The organism is Pseudomonas sp. OV226 (assembly GCF_003148705.1).
In the GTDB taxonomy this organism is placed as follows: domain Bacteria; phylum Pseudomonadota; class Gammaproteobacteria; order Pseudomonadales; family Pseudomonadaceae; genus Aquipseudomonas.
On record NZ_QGGS01000002.1, the window covers coordinates 133,775 to 148,817 of the forward strand.

The window sequence follows — 15,043 nt, forward strand, 5'->3', positions numbered from 1 at the left end:
CAGTTCAGGCGCTAACTGCTTTTGCTTTGGCCACCGACTCAACCCTCAAAGCCGGCCGGTAAAGAACGTAGTAATACGACCCCAGACAAATCAGCCAGCAGAAAATCGCGGTCCACACGTTGTGTGAGAAGAAGTGCGCACCCTGCATCATCCGGCCAATCGAGAACACCGTACCCAGGGATAAGGCGAAGATAAACGCCGCGCGAGCCATGCGCGGACGGCGATCACGCAGCACGAAGAACAGCGCAAACAGAGTAAAACCGGTGGCGGCATGGCCACCAGGCCAGCAGCGGCCGGGCTTATCCGTGTGCGGGCGAGGGCTCAGCAATTCGCTATAGGTTTCGTGGCCGCCAAATTGCTCAAGGCTCCATGGGCATTGCACCGCCGTCACCGCTTTCATGGGCGTGACAAACGAGGTTGCCAGACCCAGAGACAGTACCAGGCAGCCCAGTTCCCGCTTGAACGGTTTGAGCCTGACCACGAAAAAAGAGGTGATATAGCCGATGATCGCAAACACGGAAAAGGCAATGACCACTTGCTTGGCGCGGTCATGCAGGATGTCTTCCAGGAAGTAACTGTGGCGCCCGATGAAGTCTCCCGCCACTGGATCGAAGAACAGCCTGGCAAGGTCCATGTCCAGCGATGTCAGTTCGAGCAACACCAGGATGATCGCCGCAACGGCGGGAACCCCCAGGCACACCCAGAAATTGAGTGGGCGAGGGGCAGGACGGGCAACGGTTGATGACATGGTGAATCCTGAACAAGGGAAAAAGCCCCGGGGCATCGGCCCGGGGCGATTCGGTTAACGATCGCTGACTTGACCGGCACCCTCCTTGGGCGCCTTCCAGCCAAGCAGCTGTTGCTTGAAGCCATAACTGGCGGTTTGGTAATAGGTAATCGCACGGGTGATCAACGGATCATCGGCGGTGGCACGGGACTCGCGACTTTCTGTCAGCGCTTCATCATGACGTCGCAACCCTTGGCGGGGGCTAAGGATCGCCAGATCCTTGCCGTCAAACAACCCCAGGTGTTGATAATTGCCAACCACCACTCGTGGCGGCAGCGGGTTGTCCTGCAACAGGTTGCGACCAAAGAACGTCGATTCATAGTCCAGGTTCAGCAAGCCCAGCAAGGTGGGCGCGAGGTCAATCTGGCTGGCCAGTTGTGCCGTCTCTCGGGCTTCAATCAACTTGGGTGCGTAAATGAACAGTGGAATCTGATAGTTGGCGATCGGCAAGTCTTCCTTGCCGGCGCTACCCGCCGTGTGGTCAGCGACGAAGACGAAGATTGTATTGTCAAACCATGGCTTTTTGCGTGCCTGCTCAAGGAACTGACCAATGGCGTAGTCGGTGTACTTCACGGCGCCGTCGCGACCATTACCGGATTTGATATCGATCCGATTGTCCGGGTAGGTATAGGGACGGTGATTGGACGTGGTCATCAGTTGCAGCAGAAACGGCTGTTGTTTCGCATAGTCGGCGTCAGCCAGTTTCAGGGTCTGGTTATAAAGGTCTTCGTCGGCCATGCCCCAGGCGTTCTTGAAGTGAATCTCGGCTTCATCGACACTGCTCTGGTCGACCACGCGGTAACCGTTGCCGCTGAAGAACGCGTTCATGTTGTCGAAGTAACCGCGTCCACCGTAAACGAATACGCTGTCGTAACCCACGGCATTGAGCTGTTGGCCCAGGCTGGCAAAACCGCTCTCACGGCCCACGCGCTTGACGATCGAGCGACCTGGCGTTGGCGGGATGGCCAGCGTGATGGCTTCCAGGCCACGGTCAGTACGGGTGCCGGTGGCGTAGAAATTGTTGAAATACAGGCTCTGCTTGCGCAAGGCATCGAGATTGGGTGTCAGGTTGCGCTGGTCACCGTTGCTGCCCATGTACTTGGCGCTGAAGCTTTCGATGGTCACCAACACGATGTTGGGTTTGCGCGGGGTGCCGGGGTTATCGATTTCCCGGCGGATATCTTGTGGGTCCTTGCCGATAAAGCGTGCGTTCGGCTCGCTCAGTTCGGCCCGGATCTGCTTGGCAACCACGTCAGCTGGCAGCGTCTTGTAGAACTGTGGGTAGTCCAGTTCGTTGTTACGGAATGCTGCGAAAAACTGATACGGGCCGTTACTGGCCAGTTCGTTTTGATAGGCGTTACCGCCCTGCGCGCGAGGCGCGTCCTGGCTGAGCAATTGCAGGCTCAAACCGGCAACGATCAGCAGCCCCAAGGCATTGAGCAGCCGCCCGCGCAGTGGCGGCAAAGGGGCGGTCATCGCGGCATTGAACGGTTTGCGCAATACGAAACTCAAGACAACGGCCAACACCGCGAGCAGGCTCAGCAGCTTGCCGATCGGATAGGACTCGAGCAGGTTGTTCAGTACTTCGTCGGAATACACCAGGTAGTCGACGGCGATGAAATTGAAGCGCACGCCGAATTCATCCCAGAACAGCCATTCGGCCACCGCAGTGAACAACATGGCGAACAGACTGACCGTCAGCAGGCCCTGAAGAAACCAGCGATGACCGCGCCGACGCCACAAGGCCGGCGGGCACAACAGCAAGTAGAGGCCCATTGGCAGTGCCGCATAGGCAATAAAGCCCAGGTCATACAGCAAGCCGATGCCGAATACCGACAGGAAGCCGCTGCCGGCCTCATCCAGGTGAGTGAGCAGCAGCACCGTTCGGGTCAGAAAGAAAATGGCCAGCCAGGCGCCGGTCACCAGCAGGAGAAAGCGCATTGGCGCCGTTTTAAAGAAGTCCATTGTGTGTGTATTCCTTATTATCAATGCGCGAAAGTATCAGCCTATCACTGTATTCAGGTTGTGAACCGATAGTGAAAAACTTGTAAGTCCACCCGTTTGGTTGAGTGAATTGATTCTACGACCTGTAACCCTAGCCCTGAGTCACACTTGGCCTTAAGCTGCGCGGGCCAAGACGGCCGTTACTGTGTACGGAGAAGGTGCCCATGCGAATTCTATTGGTTGAAGACAACCGCGACATCCTGGCCAACCTGGCTGATTACCTGGGCCTCAAAGGCTATACCGTGGATTGCGCACAAGACGGTTTGTCCGGCCTGCATCTGGCGGCCACCGAACATTACGACTTGATCGTGCTCGACATCATGCTGCCCGGCATCGACGGCTACACCCTGTGTAAACGCCTGCGTGAAGACGCCCGCCGTGACACGCCGGTGATCATGCTCACCGCTCGCGATCAACTGGATGACCGGCTGCAGGGCTTCAAGTCCGGGGCCGATGATTACCTGATCAAACCGTTTGCCCTGTCTGAACTGGCCGCGCGCATTGAAGCGGTGATGCGCCGCACCCAGGGTGGCGGTCGTCGCACCTTGCAGGTCGCCGATCTGGCCTACGACCTCGATACCCTGGAAGTGACCCGCGAAGGCCGACTGCTGAAGCTCAATCCGGTGGGGTTGAAGCTGCTGGCCGTGCTGATGCAGAAAAGCCCGCACGTGCTGCGCCGCGAAATTCTCGAAGAAGCCCTGTGGGGCGACGACTGCCCGGACAGTGACAGCCTGCGCAGCCACGTTCATCAACTGCGTCAAGTGATCGACAAACCGTTCGCCAAGCCATTGCTGCAAACCGTTCACGGTGTGGGTTATCGCTTGGCCGAGGGCCGTGATGGAGTTTAAACAGAGCCTGGCTCAACGGATCATCATCGCCTTTGCGCTGATGAGCGTGCTGGTGGCCGGCGCCTTCGCCATGGGCATTGTGGCGACCGTGCACGTGGTGGAAGAAAAACTGATTTCATCCGGCCTGGGTGGCGATTTGCAGCGCTTGTTGCTGATGGACAGCATCACGGACTGGAGCCACCGCCCCGAGCCGGACCAGTTGTTCTACTTCAGCGGCGGGGCAGGCGATTTCGAGCTGCCCAAGGATCTGCGCAACCTGGACTCGGGTTTTCACGAGGTGTTTCGCGATCATTTGTCGTATCACGCCATGGTCGAAATCGTCGACGGCCGGCGTTACGTGTTGTTGCAGGACCAAAGCGATTTCGAAGAGCGTGAGCGGGTGCTGTTTGCCGTGGTGCTGGTGGGCTTCGTGCTGAGCCTGGCGCTGGCGGTCTTCCTCGGCTGGGTCTTGGCGCGCAAAGTCATGGCGCCGGTGGTTCGCCTGGCGCGCCAGGTGCGTCACCGCGATCAATTGTTGGGTCTGGCACCGCCACTGGCACCGGATTATGCCGCTGACGAAGTGGGCGAGCTGGCCGTGGCCTTCGACGCCACCCTTGGGCGCTTGCGTCAGGCATTGACCCGCGAGCGGTTGTTTACCAGTGATGTCAGCCACGAACTGCGCACGCCATTGATGGTGCTGGCCAGCTCCTGTGAGCTGCTGTTGGAAAACCCTGGTATTGATCAGCGCGGGCGGGCCCAGGTCGAGCGCATTGCCCGTGCCTGTGAAGAGATGCGGGAACTGGTCCAGACTTTCCTGATGCTGGCGCGCGCGCAGCGTGAAGATGCCAGCATGTCGCCGCAGCAGAACGTCAAGCAGGTAGCCGACGGGCTGCTCAATCTGTGGCGAGAACCTATCGAGACCAAAGGGCTGACGCTGATTGTCGAGCAAGGCTCCCCTCCAACCGCCAGTTACAACGCAACCCTTTTGCATGCGGTGATGGGCAACCTGTTGCGCAATGCTCTGCATTACACCGAGCGCGGTTTCATCCGGTTGACCCTGACGGCTACGGGTTTTCTGGTTGAGGACAGTGGTGTCGGCATTCCCGAAGAAAAGCGCGAGGCGATGTTCGAGCCTTTCGTGCGCGGTTCTGAAAAACGCGGTGAGGGCCTGGGCCTTGGGTTGTCACTGGTGCAGCGGATCTGCGAGAACCAGGGCTGGACGGTCAGCCTGACAACCATGGAGCCTAATGGCTGTCGTTTTCAGGTCGAATTACAGGCGTCAGATGGTGATTAAATGACCTGTTGCGAAGGGATGGCCCTGCGCTATTGTTACGATCCTGTAAAACCCTGAAATGGTTCGGGGGTTTGCTCAACGAAATTTTCACAAATGCATGACCTGTCACCGACACAAAAATACATAAGGTTGGTGACATCAGCATTTCAGGAGACCTGATGATGGACGGCCCGATCAAACTCGATTTTTCCGAAAAGTACGATGATCAACACGCTCAACGCTACCTGCGCAAGCATCAGGACGGCCTCGGTCGCAAGCTGTCCCACTGGCGTGACATACAGCTGGCACGCAAGGCGCTGACACTGGTCGGCGAGCCTGGCCTGGTGCTCGACTTGCCTTGCGGTGCAGGGCGTTTCTGGCCGATGCTGGCGGAAAAAGCCAACCGGGCCATCATCGGCGCAGACAACTCGGAATCGATGGTGAAGATTGCCATGCAGGCGCAACCCGCCGACGTGGTGAAACGGGTACAACCCTTGCACACTTCTGCCTTCGACATCGCCTTGCCAGATAACGCCGTCGACAGCATTTTCTGTATGCGTCTGCTGCACCACATCGGTGATGCCGAGCATCGACTGGCCATTTTGCGCGAATTTCAGCGTGTCTCCCGTGACAGCGTGATCCTTTCGTTGTGGGTGGACGGTAACTTCAAGGCCTGGAAACGCAAGCGCTCAGAAGCGCGACGTGGGCAGGAAGGTTACCAAAACCGGTTTGTGTTACCGGCCGCAACGGTGGAGAAGGAATTCGAGCAAGCGGGTTTCCGTATCCAGGAAAAACTGGACTTTATTCCGCTCTACGCCATGTGGCGCGTTTACGTATTACGCAAGAGGTAACAGGATGGCAGTGCAATGTGCAGCAGAAACGGAAGTCGCTCCAAAGGACCGCTTCGATTTTTTCTGGAGCCAGCGCGGTGAATGGGTAGAAGAACCCAACGTTCGCCGCGGTGGGGAAAGTGGTGTGCAGCGTGTCATGGGCAGCGATGGACAACTGCTCTACGCCAAGCGTCAGACCGGCCATATCTATCGAAGCTGGTTGCACCCGTTTGGCCGGCCTACCGTATTGCGTGAGCAAGATGCACTCATCGGTCTGCGCAAGCTTGACGTGCGTGTTCCGGAAATCGTTTTCTGCGGCGCACAGCGCGACCCTGTACACAAATGGCGCGCATTGCTGGTGACCAAGTCGCTGGATGGCTTCGACGAAATCGAAAAGTGGTACGCCGGTGGTGGTCGAGAGCGTCATGGCGAAGCGGTGAATGATCGTGTGTTGAAAGATCTGGCCGAAAACCTCGCCCGCATGCACAAGGGGCGGTGGCAGCACAGCTGCATCTACATCAAGCATGTGTTTCTGCGGGTCACCGGTGAAGGTGAGTCGGCCAAGGTCGAAATTGCCTTGATCGACCTGGAGAAGTGCCGACAGCGTATGACGGCTTATCAGGCGGCTGCACATGACATGAAGCAACTGCGTCGCCACTCGTCGTTCAGCGCTGCGGACTGGAAAAAACTCGTCTACTTTTATGAGACGGCGTTTGGCAGCGCTATCAAGGGTTTATAGCGATGAAACTAGAAATTGCACGAGGTTTGTTTTTAGTTGGAGCCTTGGCAGTTGCTACTTTGGCGGTGGCTGCCTGGGAGCAGCCTCGCACGCAGGTCCTCAGTTCAGTGAGCAGCGATGCTCACTGTCCAATTCCACGGGCAATCAAAGCCTCCTCGGCAGCGCAACCCGACCACGATCTGTTGTTGCTCATGTTCGGACTTGCTCAGGGAATGAGGCCGCAAAGTTGACCCGATTGAAACCAAAATAAAAGGCCTCGCATCTGCGAGGCCTTTTTATTGCCCGATTTCCAAGCTGCTGCTGGATCATTCCCACGCTCTGCGTGGGAATGCATCAACGGACGCTCCGCGTTCGGCCTTTGGTGGGACGCGGAGCGTCCCTGGCTGCATTCCCACGCAGAGCGTGGGAGCGAGCGTCAGCCGTGCGGTCATGCGCGTTCTTTAGCGTCGGGTTTGGCCAGCAATGTGTAGATGCACGGCAACACGAACAACGTAAACAACGTCCCGATCGACATCCCCGTAGCGATCACCGTGCCGATATCAAACCGGCTGACCGCCCCCGCGCCCGTCGCGATGATCAACGGCACCATGCCGAACACCATCGCTGCCGTGGTCATCAGTACAGGGCGAAGTCGAATCGCCGCCGCTTCCTCGACCGCTTCACGAGCCGTCAGCCCTTTTTCCTTGCGCAACAGGTTGGCGAACTCGACGATCAAAATCCCGTGCTTGCTGATTAGCCCGATCAGGGTCACCAACCCGACCTGGGTGTAAATGTTCATGCTCGACCAGCCCAGGAACAGCGGGATCAACGCGCCGCAAATCGACAGCGGCACGGTCACCAGAATCACCAGCGGGTCGCGAAAGCTTTCAAACTGCGCGGCCAGTACCAGGAAAATGATCGCCAGTGCCAGGGCGAAGGTCACCCACAGCGCACTGCCTTCCTGAACGTATTGCCGCGATGCCCCGGCATAGTCGACGGCGAAGCCCGCCGGCGCTTCTTCCCGGGCGATCTGCCGCACGACCTCGATGGCTTCGCCCATGCTGACCAGCGGTACCCCTGAAAGGATGGCCGAGTTGAGTTGCTGGAACTGGTTCAACTGCCGTGGCCGCGCACGGTCGGTCACGGTGATCAGGGTCGACAGGGCCAGCAATTCGCCCTTGGTGTTCTTCACGTAATAGTTGTTCAGCCAGTCCGGATTGTCCCGGAAGGGGCGTTCGACCTGCGCGATGACCTTGTAGCTGCGCCCCTCAATGGTGAAACGGTTGATTTCCGCCTCCCCCAGCAACGTCGCCAGCGTTCCGCCCAGGTCTTGCATGGACACACCCATCTGCGCGGCCTTGGCGCGGTCGATATCGACCACCACCTCGGGCTTGTCGAAGGCCAGGTCGACGTCGACGAAGGCGAACTTGCCGGACTCCATGGCGCGCTTTTTCACCCGGTCCATCACTTGCAGCAGCAACTCGTAATCGTTGGCGGTATTGATGACGAACTGAAACGGCAGGCCCTGGCCGGTGCCGGGCAGGGAGGGCAGGTTGAAACCGAAAATCTGCAAGCCCGGGATGCTTTCCAGTTTGGCCTGGACGTCGGGCAGGATCTGCATTTGAGTGCGGTCGCGCTCGTTCCACGGCTTGAGCAAGAAGCCGCCGATCCCTGATTGCACGCCGTTGAAACCGTTGATCTGGAACGAAGAGTAGTACTCGGGAAACGCCTTGAAGATCGTGACGAACTCGTCGGTGTAGGTGTTCAGGTAATCGAGGTTGGTCGGTTGCGGTGCGCTGGCCATCATGAAAATGATGCCCTGATCCTCGTCCGGCGCCAGTTCCGATTTGGTGAACTTGAGCAGTACCGGAATCAGGCACAGCACAATCACGGCGAACACCAGCACAACTGGCCGGGTGTTGAGCGTGCCGTGCAGCATGCTTTGATAACGACGCTTGAGGCTTTCGAAAATCAGGTCCAGGCGGTGGGCCAGGCCGCTGGGGTTTTCATCGTGACGCAGCAGCAGTGCGCACATCATTGGTGACAAGGTCAGGGCAATGATCCCGGAGATCACCACCGCGCCGGCCAGCGTCAGGGCAAACTCCTTGAACAGCGCCCCCGTCAGCCCCGTCAGAAAGCCGATCGGCGCGTAGACCGCCGCCAGGGTGATGGTCATGGAAACCACCGGCATGGCGATTTCCCGGGCGCCTTCGATGGCCGCATCGAACGGTGTCTTGCCTTCCTCGATGTGCCGGTGGATGTTTTCCACCACCACAATGGCGTCGTCCACCACCAGGCCGATGGCCAATACCATCGCCAGCAGGGTCAGCAGGTTGATCGAATACCCCATCATCTGCATGAAGAACATCACGCCGATCATCGACAACGGGATAGTAACCACCGGGATCACGACGGAACGGAATGCGCCGAGGAACAGGAACACCACCACAATCACGATCAGCACCGCCTCGAACAGGGTTTTCACCACTTCGTCGATCGAGGCCTGGATGAACAGCGTGGCGTCGTAGGCAATCTCGGCCTTGAGGTTAGGCGGCAGCTGGGCGTCCAGCTGCGGCATGATCTTGCGCACTTCCTTGATCACGTCCAGCGGGTTGGCGCCGGGCGTGGCCTTGATGCCGATGTACACCGAGGGCGTGCCGCCGAAGGAGCTGATGGTGTCGTAGTTTTCCGCGCCCATTTCAACCCGCGCCACATCACGCAACAGCACACGGCTGTCGCCATCGACCTTCACGGGAATGGCCGCAAAGGCCTCGGCGGACTTGAGCTCGGTGTTGGCGTTGATGCTGGTCACCACGTACTCGCCTTTCACTTCGCCGGCGGCGGAGAGGAAGTTGTACTGGCGCACCGCGTTGGTCACGTCGCTGGCGCTCAAGCCGAAGCCGGCGAGTTTTACCGGGTCCAGCCACAGGCGCATGGCAAAGACCTGATTGCCGAGAATCTCGGCTTCGGCCATGCCCGGCAAGGTCGCCAGTTTCGGCTGGATGACCCGCGACAGGTAGTCGGTGATCTGCGGGTTGCTCAGCTCCTTGCTGAAGTAACTGATGTACATCAGCGCCGAGGCGTCGGCGGCTTCCTTGCTCAGTACCGGGTCTTCGGCGTCCTGGGGCAGTTGGTTCTTCACTTCGTTGGCCTTGGCCAACAGCTCGGTGAACAAACGGTCGGTGTTGGCGCCGATGCGCGCGTAGATCGAGATGACCGAGAAGTTCTGGCGACTGACCGAGGTCATGTAGTCGATCCCCTCGGCGCTGGCCAGGCTTTGCTGCATCGGTTGGGTAATGTAGCCCTGAATGGTTTCGGCGTTGGCCCCGGGGTACGCCGTCGTCACCGTGATCAGGGCGTTTTCCATTTGCGGGTATTGGCGCAGCGGCAGTTTGCTCCAGGCCTGAAAGCCCAGCAGCACAATCAACAGGCTGACCACGGTAGCGAGGACCGGGCGGCGGATGAACGGGTCGGTAAAAGCCATGGGGATTCCTTGATCAGTCCGCGCGCGGCGGACTGTTCTTCTCGGCTAGGGTCTTGTCGTCGCTGATCGCGATGTGCGCACCGTTGTCCAGTTTGATCTGGCCGGCCGTGACCACTTTTTCGCCGTTCTGCACACCTTTGGTAACGATCACCAGCCCCTCGCGGCGTTCACCGGTTTCGACGAAACGCCGTTCGGCGACCAGGATCGGCTCGCCCTTGTCGTCCTTCTCGACGCTGCCATCTTCAGCTTTTTTCTGCGCGGCCACGTACACCGAATTGCCGTAGAGGGTGTAGGTGATCGCGCTTTCCGGTACGACGATGCGTGGCTGCGGGTTGGGCAGCAACACGTCCAGGTTGGCGAACATGCCTGGCATCAATTTGCCGTCGGGATTGGCCAGGGTGGCGCGCACTTGCACGTTACGCGTGCTGTTCTCGACTTTCGGGTTGATCGCACTGATGGTCCCGGGAAACTGCTGCGCCGGATACGCCGCGACAATGATTTGCACCGGCTGGCCGACCGCGATTTTCGGCACGGACTGCTCAGGCACGAAAAAGTCGGCGTAGAGACTGCTGAGGTCTTGCAGGGTGGCAATCATGGTACCGGTGGCGACATAGTCGCCGACGTCCACCTGGCGAATGCCGATGGTCCCGCTGAACGGCGCATGAATGCTTTTTTTGCCGAGTGCGGCCCTGAGCTGATTGACCGTAGCCTTGCTCTTTTTCAGCACGGCCGAGAGGCGATCGAACTCGCCTTTGGAAATGGCCTGGCTGCCGACCAGTTGACTGCCACGGGAGTAATCGACCATGGCCAACCCGAGATCGGCCTGAGCCGTTTCCAGCAGGGCGGTTTCCACGGCGCTGTCGAGCTGGACGATGGGCTGGCCGGCCTTGACCTTCTGTCCGGACTGGAACTGTACGTCCGTGACCGTGCCGTCAGTCTCCAGGCTCAGGTCCACCCCTTGCAGCGCCTTGAGAGTGCCGACGGTCGGCAGGCGCGCCTGCCACGGCCGCTCGATTGCCGTGGCCACGGCGACGTTGACCGGTGGCTTTGGCGCGGAGAAGCCTTGAATCATCGTGTAGATGGAGAAGGCTTTGTAAGCGGCCAGGACCAGTACAATCAGCAGCACAACACCCAACATGATCAGCATGCGGCGACGCAGCATATTTCCAGTTCCTTGGAGAAAATCAGGTGAGACAGGCAGGCACATTACCCCGAGTGCGCGGGTGATTCCAACTGGCAGAATTTACAGGCAAGCGCAAAACCTGTAGGAGCCGAGCTTGCTCGCGATAGCGGTGTGTCAGTAACCGCGATGCTGGATGTGCAGCCGCCATCGCGAGCAAGCTCGGCTCCTACAAGGGCCGGGTGTATCAGATGAGGTGCAGGTGGTTGTCCCAGAGCCCCGCAGGCAACTCAAGGGGTTTTGCAACAAGGTTTGTCTGGCGGCAATCGTAGTACCGGCAGCGTCCCTGCCCGGACGTCACGACAAACCCATCGGCCACCGCACCGACCCCGGCGCAATCGGGAAGTGGCGCGTCCAGGCGCACTTCGCCGCTGTCCAGGTCCCAAATGAAAAAGCGGTTGCCCCGTGGCGCGGTCAACGCCACCAGGCGCAGATCGCTGTGCACCGCGACGCTGGCGGTGTAATGCCCCATGGCCTGCAATTGATGCTCAGGCACCGGGAACGCTACGAACGGCTGGCCCGGACGCTTGATCGCCAGCAACTCCGAAGACTCGTGGGATGGCCCCATGAATTGCTGACCGGCGACGATCGTGCCGTCGCTGGCGATGCCCAGGTGGCGCACGCTGTTCATCTGTTGGGCCAGGGTTTCCTTGCTCAACAGGGTGCCGTCGCGTTGCATCAGCACCAGGCTCGGCTCCATGGCATTGAGGTTCATCTCGACCCGGCTTTCGGCCTCGGTGCGAATGCCGCCGTTGGCCACGACCAGGGTTTCCCCATCAGGCATCCACGACACCTGATGCGGGCCGAGGCCATGCGTCGAGATTTCACCGCTGTGCACCAGCCGTTCACCTTCGAACTTGTACACGCCCAGCAAGCCGCGCCCCGGATCGGAGGTGTCGTTCTCGGTGGCGTACAGCCAGTCACCGCTCTTGTGAATCACGGCATGGCCGTAGAAGTGCCGGTTTGGCTGCGAAACGATGGTCTGCAGTAACGTGCCGTCGCGCAGGTCGATCAGGTAGCTTTCGGTGCCCGGACGACGGGCGACGAACAGCGCGATCGGCTGCGTCGGGTGATTGATGATGTCATGGCAACGCTGGCCGACCTGGGTGGCGAACACCCGGGTGCCGGCCAGCCGATAACCGACGGCGTAATGCTTGCCATCGGTATCGTCCCGCGCCGACAGCAGCAACGGGCTTTTGTCCTTTTGCTTGAACAGCGTCCAGCCGCCCAGTGTCACTGCTCCCAGCAGCAAACTACCTAAAGTCAGAGCCTGACGTCGCAGCATGGCACTCGCCCTCATCAGTCACCGTCGTTGGCGTTGAAGCCCAGTTGAATGCCCAACGCCTTGGCCAGGTCGCCTTCGTGCAGGCGATGGACAACGTTGAGGCTGTCGTAGAGATCGTTGAGCTGCTGGCGACCGGCGTCGTCTTTGAGCATTTCGGTCAGCGAGCGTTGATTGCTGGCGAACAGTTTCAGTGCGGCGGCGTAGGCAGCATCAATTTTGTCGGCCAATGGCTTTTGCTCAGCCGGCAACAGGCCGCGCAGGCCTTTGTTGTCGACGCCTTCCCACACGGTTTTGGCCGCGGCGAGGCTGGTTTCGATACCGGTCAGGGACGACTGGCTGCGCCATGCATCAGCCTGGAACGGCTGCGGCACGCCCTTGCTCTGACGGCCCATCGGCGTGCCGAGTTTTTTCTTCAAGGTGTCGATGGCGGTGACTTGTACACGCAGCAAATCGGCGATGGCTTCGTGGGAGTCGGCGTAGCGCTGGTTCGGGAACTTGCTCAATTGTGCGAGCATGCCGTCGGTGCTGTTCCAGCTTTGCAGAATCTCTTCGGCCAGCTGTTTCTGACGCTCGCCAATCGCTTTCAGCAGTGGGCAGTACTTGGCTTTTTGCGCGTCGTTGGCCACGTCTGGCTTGCTGTCGAACAGAATGTATTCATAGGCCGAGAGCCCCTGAACCACCACGCTGGACTTGGCCAGGGCCGCTGCATCGATCTGCGGCTGGGCGCTGACCAGTTGTTCGACCTGACGGCCGACCAGGTTCTTCTTGTCTGGCCAGAACTGCACCTGCCACGAACGGTTACCCTCGGCCAACGGACCGATCAGCAGCGGTTGCAGCTCGGCCCAGGCTTTCTGTGCGTGCAGGAAATCAGCGCGGGCGGTGTCGAGGTTTTCCTTGCCTTCGCAGTAGGCGAGGGCGCTGACAGCCAGTTGGCGGTCGGCTTCAACCCAGCGGGTGTAAGTCGGCAGGATCACCGACTTGGCGATGGCGGCCGATGTCACGGCTTGCGGATCCTGCGGTGAACAGGCGCCCAGTGCGAGTGCTGCAAGGCTGGTGAACAACAGTTTGGGGCGGAACATGTCGGGCTCCCGATTCTTTATAAGTGTTTAAAGTGAGTTCAAAAATGCCAGCAACGCAGCGCGTTGTTCGGCATTGAAAGACAAAACCTGTTGCTGCGCGGCCGTCGCTTCACCGCCATGCCAGAGCACGGCTTCGAGCAGATTGCGTGCGCGGCCATCATGCAAAAACTGGGTATGGCCACTGACCGCCTGTGTCAGGCCGATGCCCCACAACGGCGGCGTGCGCCAGTCGCGGCCACTGGCCTGGAATTCGCTGCGGTTGTCGGCCAGACCGTCGCCCATGTCATGCAGCAGCAGATCGCTGTATGGGCGAATCACTTGATTGGCCAGTTCAGGTTCGGCGGCGTTGGCGGCGGTGGTGTACGTCGGTGTGTGACAGGACTGGCATCCAGCCTGATAGAACAGGTTTTTGCCGGCCAGGACGTCGGGCGCACCGACATCGCGGCGGGCCGGTACGGCAAGGTTGCGGGTGTAGAACAGCACCAGACGCAAAATGTTATCGCTGACTTCCGGCTCGCCATCGGGGCCGGTGCCATTGGGCGCCTGTTTGCAGGCGGTTTGCGCATCGGTGCAGTCATCGAAGGGTCTGAGGCTCGTCGTGAGGCCCATATCGCCGGAAAACGCGTGAACATTTTGTTGATTGAGGTTCGGTTGCCCGGCTTTCCAGCCAAATCGCCCGAGAACGGTCTTCTGTTGCACGTCATCCCAGACCTGGTTCGGACGTCCGGCGATGCCGTTTTTGGCCTTCGCCTGCGCCTCGGCATTGGCCAGGATCGTCTCCTCGGGGATCGCTTCAAGCAAGCCCAGGCCAATCATTGGCGGTGCGACACGTGCCGAGAAACGGGTGTCAGGGTGCATCGGGCCGTAGCCCAATTGAGTGATGTTCAGCCGCGGTTTACGCAGTTCAATTTCAGTGCCGTCCTTGAAACGCACCGCAACGGGCGTGTAATCAACGCGCACTTTGCCTTCCGGCGCGACACCGGGCACGGCCATGTCCTGGAGCTGCCCGCCATAGACCGGCTCCGGCACCACGCCAAGCTGCTCGATGACGTGAGCATAGGCCGGCGCATTGGGGATCGACAGGCGCACCAGCATCGACACGGCGTTCGGCGCATCCGGCGTCGGCGGATGGCCGCGACCGTCCTTGATGTGGCAGCCCTGACAGGCATTGGTGTTGAACAACGGGCCGAGGCCGTCACGGGCGGTGGTGGTCGACGGCGCGATCACCCAGGGGCTGCGGAAGAAACTGTTGCCGACGCTGAAGTCCACGCGCCGTGACGGCGGCAGATTGGCGGACGGCAGGGAAAACGAGTTCTGATCGGTCTTGCGTACGGTCGCGCTGCCACCGGAACGGGCTTCACCGGGTTCGGCCTTGGTAAAACGCGGGGCGTCATCGCAGGCACTCAGGCCCAGGGCCAGCAACAGTGCGGACAAGCGAAGAGGCAGCGGGGGCATCAGACATCCTGCAAGGCGAGCAAAACAAGGGCGCAAAGTCTAACAGGGGATGGGAATTTGAATAAGAGGAATTATCGTTTGCTTGATCTGGCGCAGGGTGATCGTTCCCACGCTCTGCGTG

General features: G+C 59.7%; 12 protein-coding genes. 5 read left to right on the top strand and 7 right to left on the bottom strand.

All coding sequences use genetic code 11. The features are described from left to right. Nucleotides 1-4 precede the first annotated feature (4 nt). Both C7534_RS03675 and C7534_RS03680 read right to left on the bottom strand, forming a co-directional pair. Entirely contained in the window at nucleotides 5-748 is a 744-nt protein-coding gene (locus C7534_RS03675; RefSeq protein ID WP_109785034.1) for a phosphatase PAP2 family protein, read from the bottom strand. Nucleotides 749-802: 54 nt separating this feature from the next. Next, nucleotides 803-2,752, bottom strand: a complete 1,950-nt coding sequence (locus C7534_RS03680) for an LTA synthase family protein (protein ID WP_109785035.1) — start codon at nucleotides 2,750-2,752, stop codon at nucleotides 803-805. A gap of 203 nt (nucleotides 2,753-2,955) precedes the next feature. On the opposite strand from C7534_RS03680, the gene colR reads away from it, so the two are divergent. The 5 genes from colR to C7534_RS03705 all read left to right on the top strand — a co-directional run bounded on the left by colR (nucleotide 2,956) and on the right by C7534_RS03705 (nucleotide 6,690). After that, nucleotides 2,956-3,639 (top strand): two-component system response regulator ColR, encoded by a 684-nt coding sequence (gene colR, locus C7534_RS03685; RefSeq protein WP_046026458.1) that lies wholly within the window; start codon nucleotides 2,956-2,958, stop codon nucleotides 3,637-3,639. Continuing rightward, on the top strand, nucleotides 3,629-4,912 hold the full coding sequence (locus C7534_RS03690; RefSeq protein WP_109785036.1) for a sensor histidine kinase: 1,284 nt from the start codon (nucleotides 3,629-3,631) through the stop codon (nucleotides 4,910-4,912). The genes colR and C7534_RS03690 overlap by 11 nt, the downstream gene beginning before the upstream one ends. A gap of 161 nt (nucleotides 4,913-5,073) precedes the next feature. Beyond that, nucleotides 5,074-5,742, top strand: coding sequence for a class I SAM-dependent methyltransferase (locus C7534_RS03695; RefSeq protein WP_046026456.1), 669 nt, complete (start codon nucleotides 5,074-5,076; stop codon nucleotides 5,740-5,742). Nucleotides 5,743-5,746: 4 nt separating this feature from the next. Continuing rightward, nucleotides 5,747-6,460 carry a lipopolysaccharide kinase InaA family protein gene (locus C7534_RS03700; protein WP_046026455.1) on the top strand — a complete coding sequence of 238 codons (714 nt, stop codon included), beginning with the start codon at nucleotides 5,747-5,749 and terminating at the stop codon, nucleotides 6,458-6,460. A 2-nt stretch (nucleotides 6,461-6,462) separates the two neighbouring features. Next, nucleotides 6,463-6,690 carry a hypothetical protein gene (locus C7534_RS03705; protein ID WP_077431350.1) on the top strand — a complete coding sequence of 76 codons (228 nt, stop codon included), beginning with the start codon at nucleotides 6,463-6,465 and terminating at the stop codon, nucleotides 6,688-6,690. Nucleotides 6,691-6,887: 197 nt separating this feature from the next. Here the strand turns inward: C7534_RS03705 and C7534_RS03715 are convergent, their stop codons facing one another. The 5 genes from C7534_RS03715 to C7534_RS03735 form a co-directional block, all read right to left on the bottom strand. Continuing rightward, nucleotides 6,888-9,923 (bottom strand): multidrug efflux RND transporter permease subunit, encoded by a 3,036-nt coding sequence (locus C7534_RS03715; RefSeq protein WP_109785037.1) that lies wholly within the window; start codon nucleotides 9,921-9,923, stop codon nucleotides 6,888-6,890. Between the two features lie 13 nt (nucleotides 9,924-9,936). After that, on the bottom strand, nucleotides 9,937-11,085 hold the full coding sequence (locus tag C7534_RS03720) for an efflux RND transporter periplasmic adaptor subunit (RefSeq protein WP_046026453.1): 1,149 nt from the start codon (nucleotides 11,083-11,085) through the stop codon (nucleotides 9,937-9,939). 205 nt (nucleotides 11,086-11,290) lie between these two features. Then, the gene (locus C7534_RS03725) at nucleotides 11,291-12,388 is read right to left on the bottom strand and encodes a DUF1513 domain-containing protein (protein WP_109785038.1); all 1,098 of its coding nucleotides are present in this window, start codon (nucleotides 12,386-12,388) and stop codon (nucleotides 11,291-11,293) included. A 14-nt stretch (nucleotides 12,389-12,402) separates the two neighbouring features. Beyond that, a complete protein-coding gene (locus C7534_RS03730; protein ID WP_046026451.1) occupies nucleotides 12,403-13,467 on the bottom strand; it encodes an imelysin family protein in 1,065 nt (354 codons plus the stop codon). Nucleotides 13,468-13,494: 27 nt separating this feature from the next. Further along, nucleotides 13,495-14,922, bottom strand: a complete 1,428-nt coding sequence (locus tag C7534_RS03735; RefSeq protein WP_109785039.1) for a di-heme oxidoreductase family protein — start codon at nucleotides 14,920-14,922, stop codon at nucleotides 13,495-13,497. Nucleotides 14,923-15,043 lie beyond the last annotated feature (121 nt).

Bases quoted from the DNA above. Each gene is read 5' to 3' on its own strand.
- C7534_RS03675 (WP_109785034.1), bottom strand. From the start codon at position 748: ATGTCATCAACCGTTGCCCGTCCTGCCCCTCGCCCACTCAATTTCTGG.
- C7534_RS03680 (WP_109785035.1), bottom strand. From the start codon at position 2,752: ATGGACTTCTTTAAAACGGCGCCAATGCGCTTTCTCCTGCTGGTGACC.
- colR (WP_046026458.1), top strand. From the start codon at position 2,956: ATGCGAATTCTATTGGTTGAAGACAACCGCGACATCCTGGCCAACCTG.
- C7534_RS03690 (WP_109785036.1), top strand. From the start codon at position 3,629: ATGGAGTTTAAACAGAGCCTGGCTCAACGGATCATCATCGCCTTTGCG.
- C7534_RS03695 (WP_046026456.1), top strand. From the start codon at position 5,074: ATGGACGGCCCGATCAAACTCGATTTTTCCGAAAAGTACGATGATCAA.
- C7534_RS03700 (WP_046026455.1), top strand. From the start codon at position 5,747: ATGGCAGTGCAATGTGCAGCAGAAACGGAAGTCGCTCCAAAGGACCGC.
- C7534_RS03705 (WP_077431350.1), top strand. From the start codon at position 6,463: ATGAAACTAGAAATTGCACGAGGTTTGTTTTTAGTTGGAGCCTTGGCA.
- C7534_RS03715 (WP_109785037.1), bottom strand. From the start codon at position 9,923: ATGGCTTTTACCGACCCGTTCATCCGCCGCCCGGTCCTCGCTACCGTG.
- C7534_RS03720 (WP_046026453.1), bottom strand. From the start codon at position 11,085: ATGCTGCGTCGCCGCATGCTGATCATGTTGGGTGTTGTGCTGCTGATT.
- C7534_RS03725 (WP_109785038.1), bottom strand. From the start codon at position 12,388: ATGCTGCGACGTCAGGCTCTGACTTTAGGTAGTTTGCTGCTGGGAGCA.
- C7534_RS03730 (WP_046026451.1), bottom strand. From the start codon at position 13,467: ATGTTCCGCCCCAAACTGTTGTTCACCAGCCTTGCAGCACTCGCACTG.
- C7534_RS03735 (WP_109785039.1), bottom strand. From the start codon at position 14,922: ATGCCCCCGCTGCCTCTTCGCTTGTCCGCACTGTTGCTGGCCCTGGGC.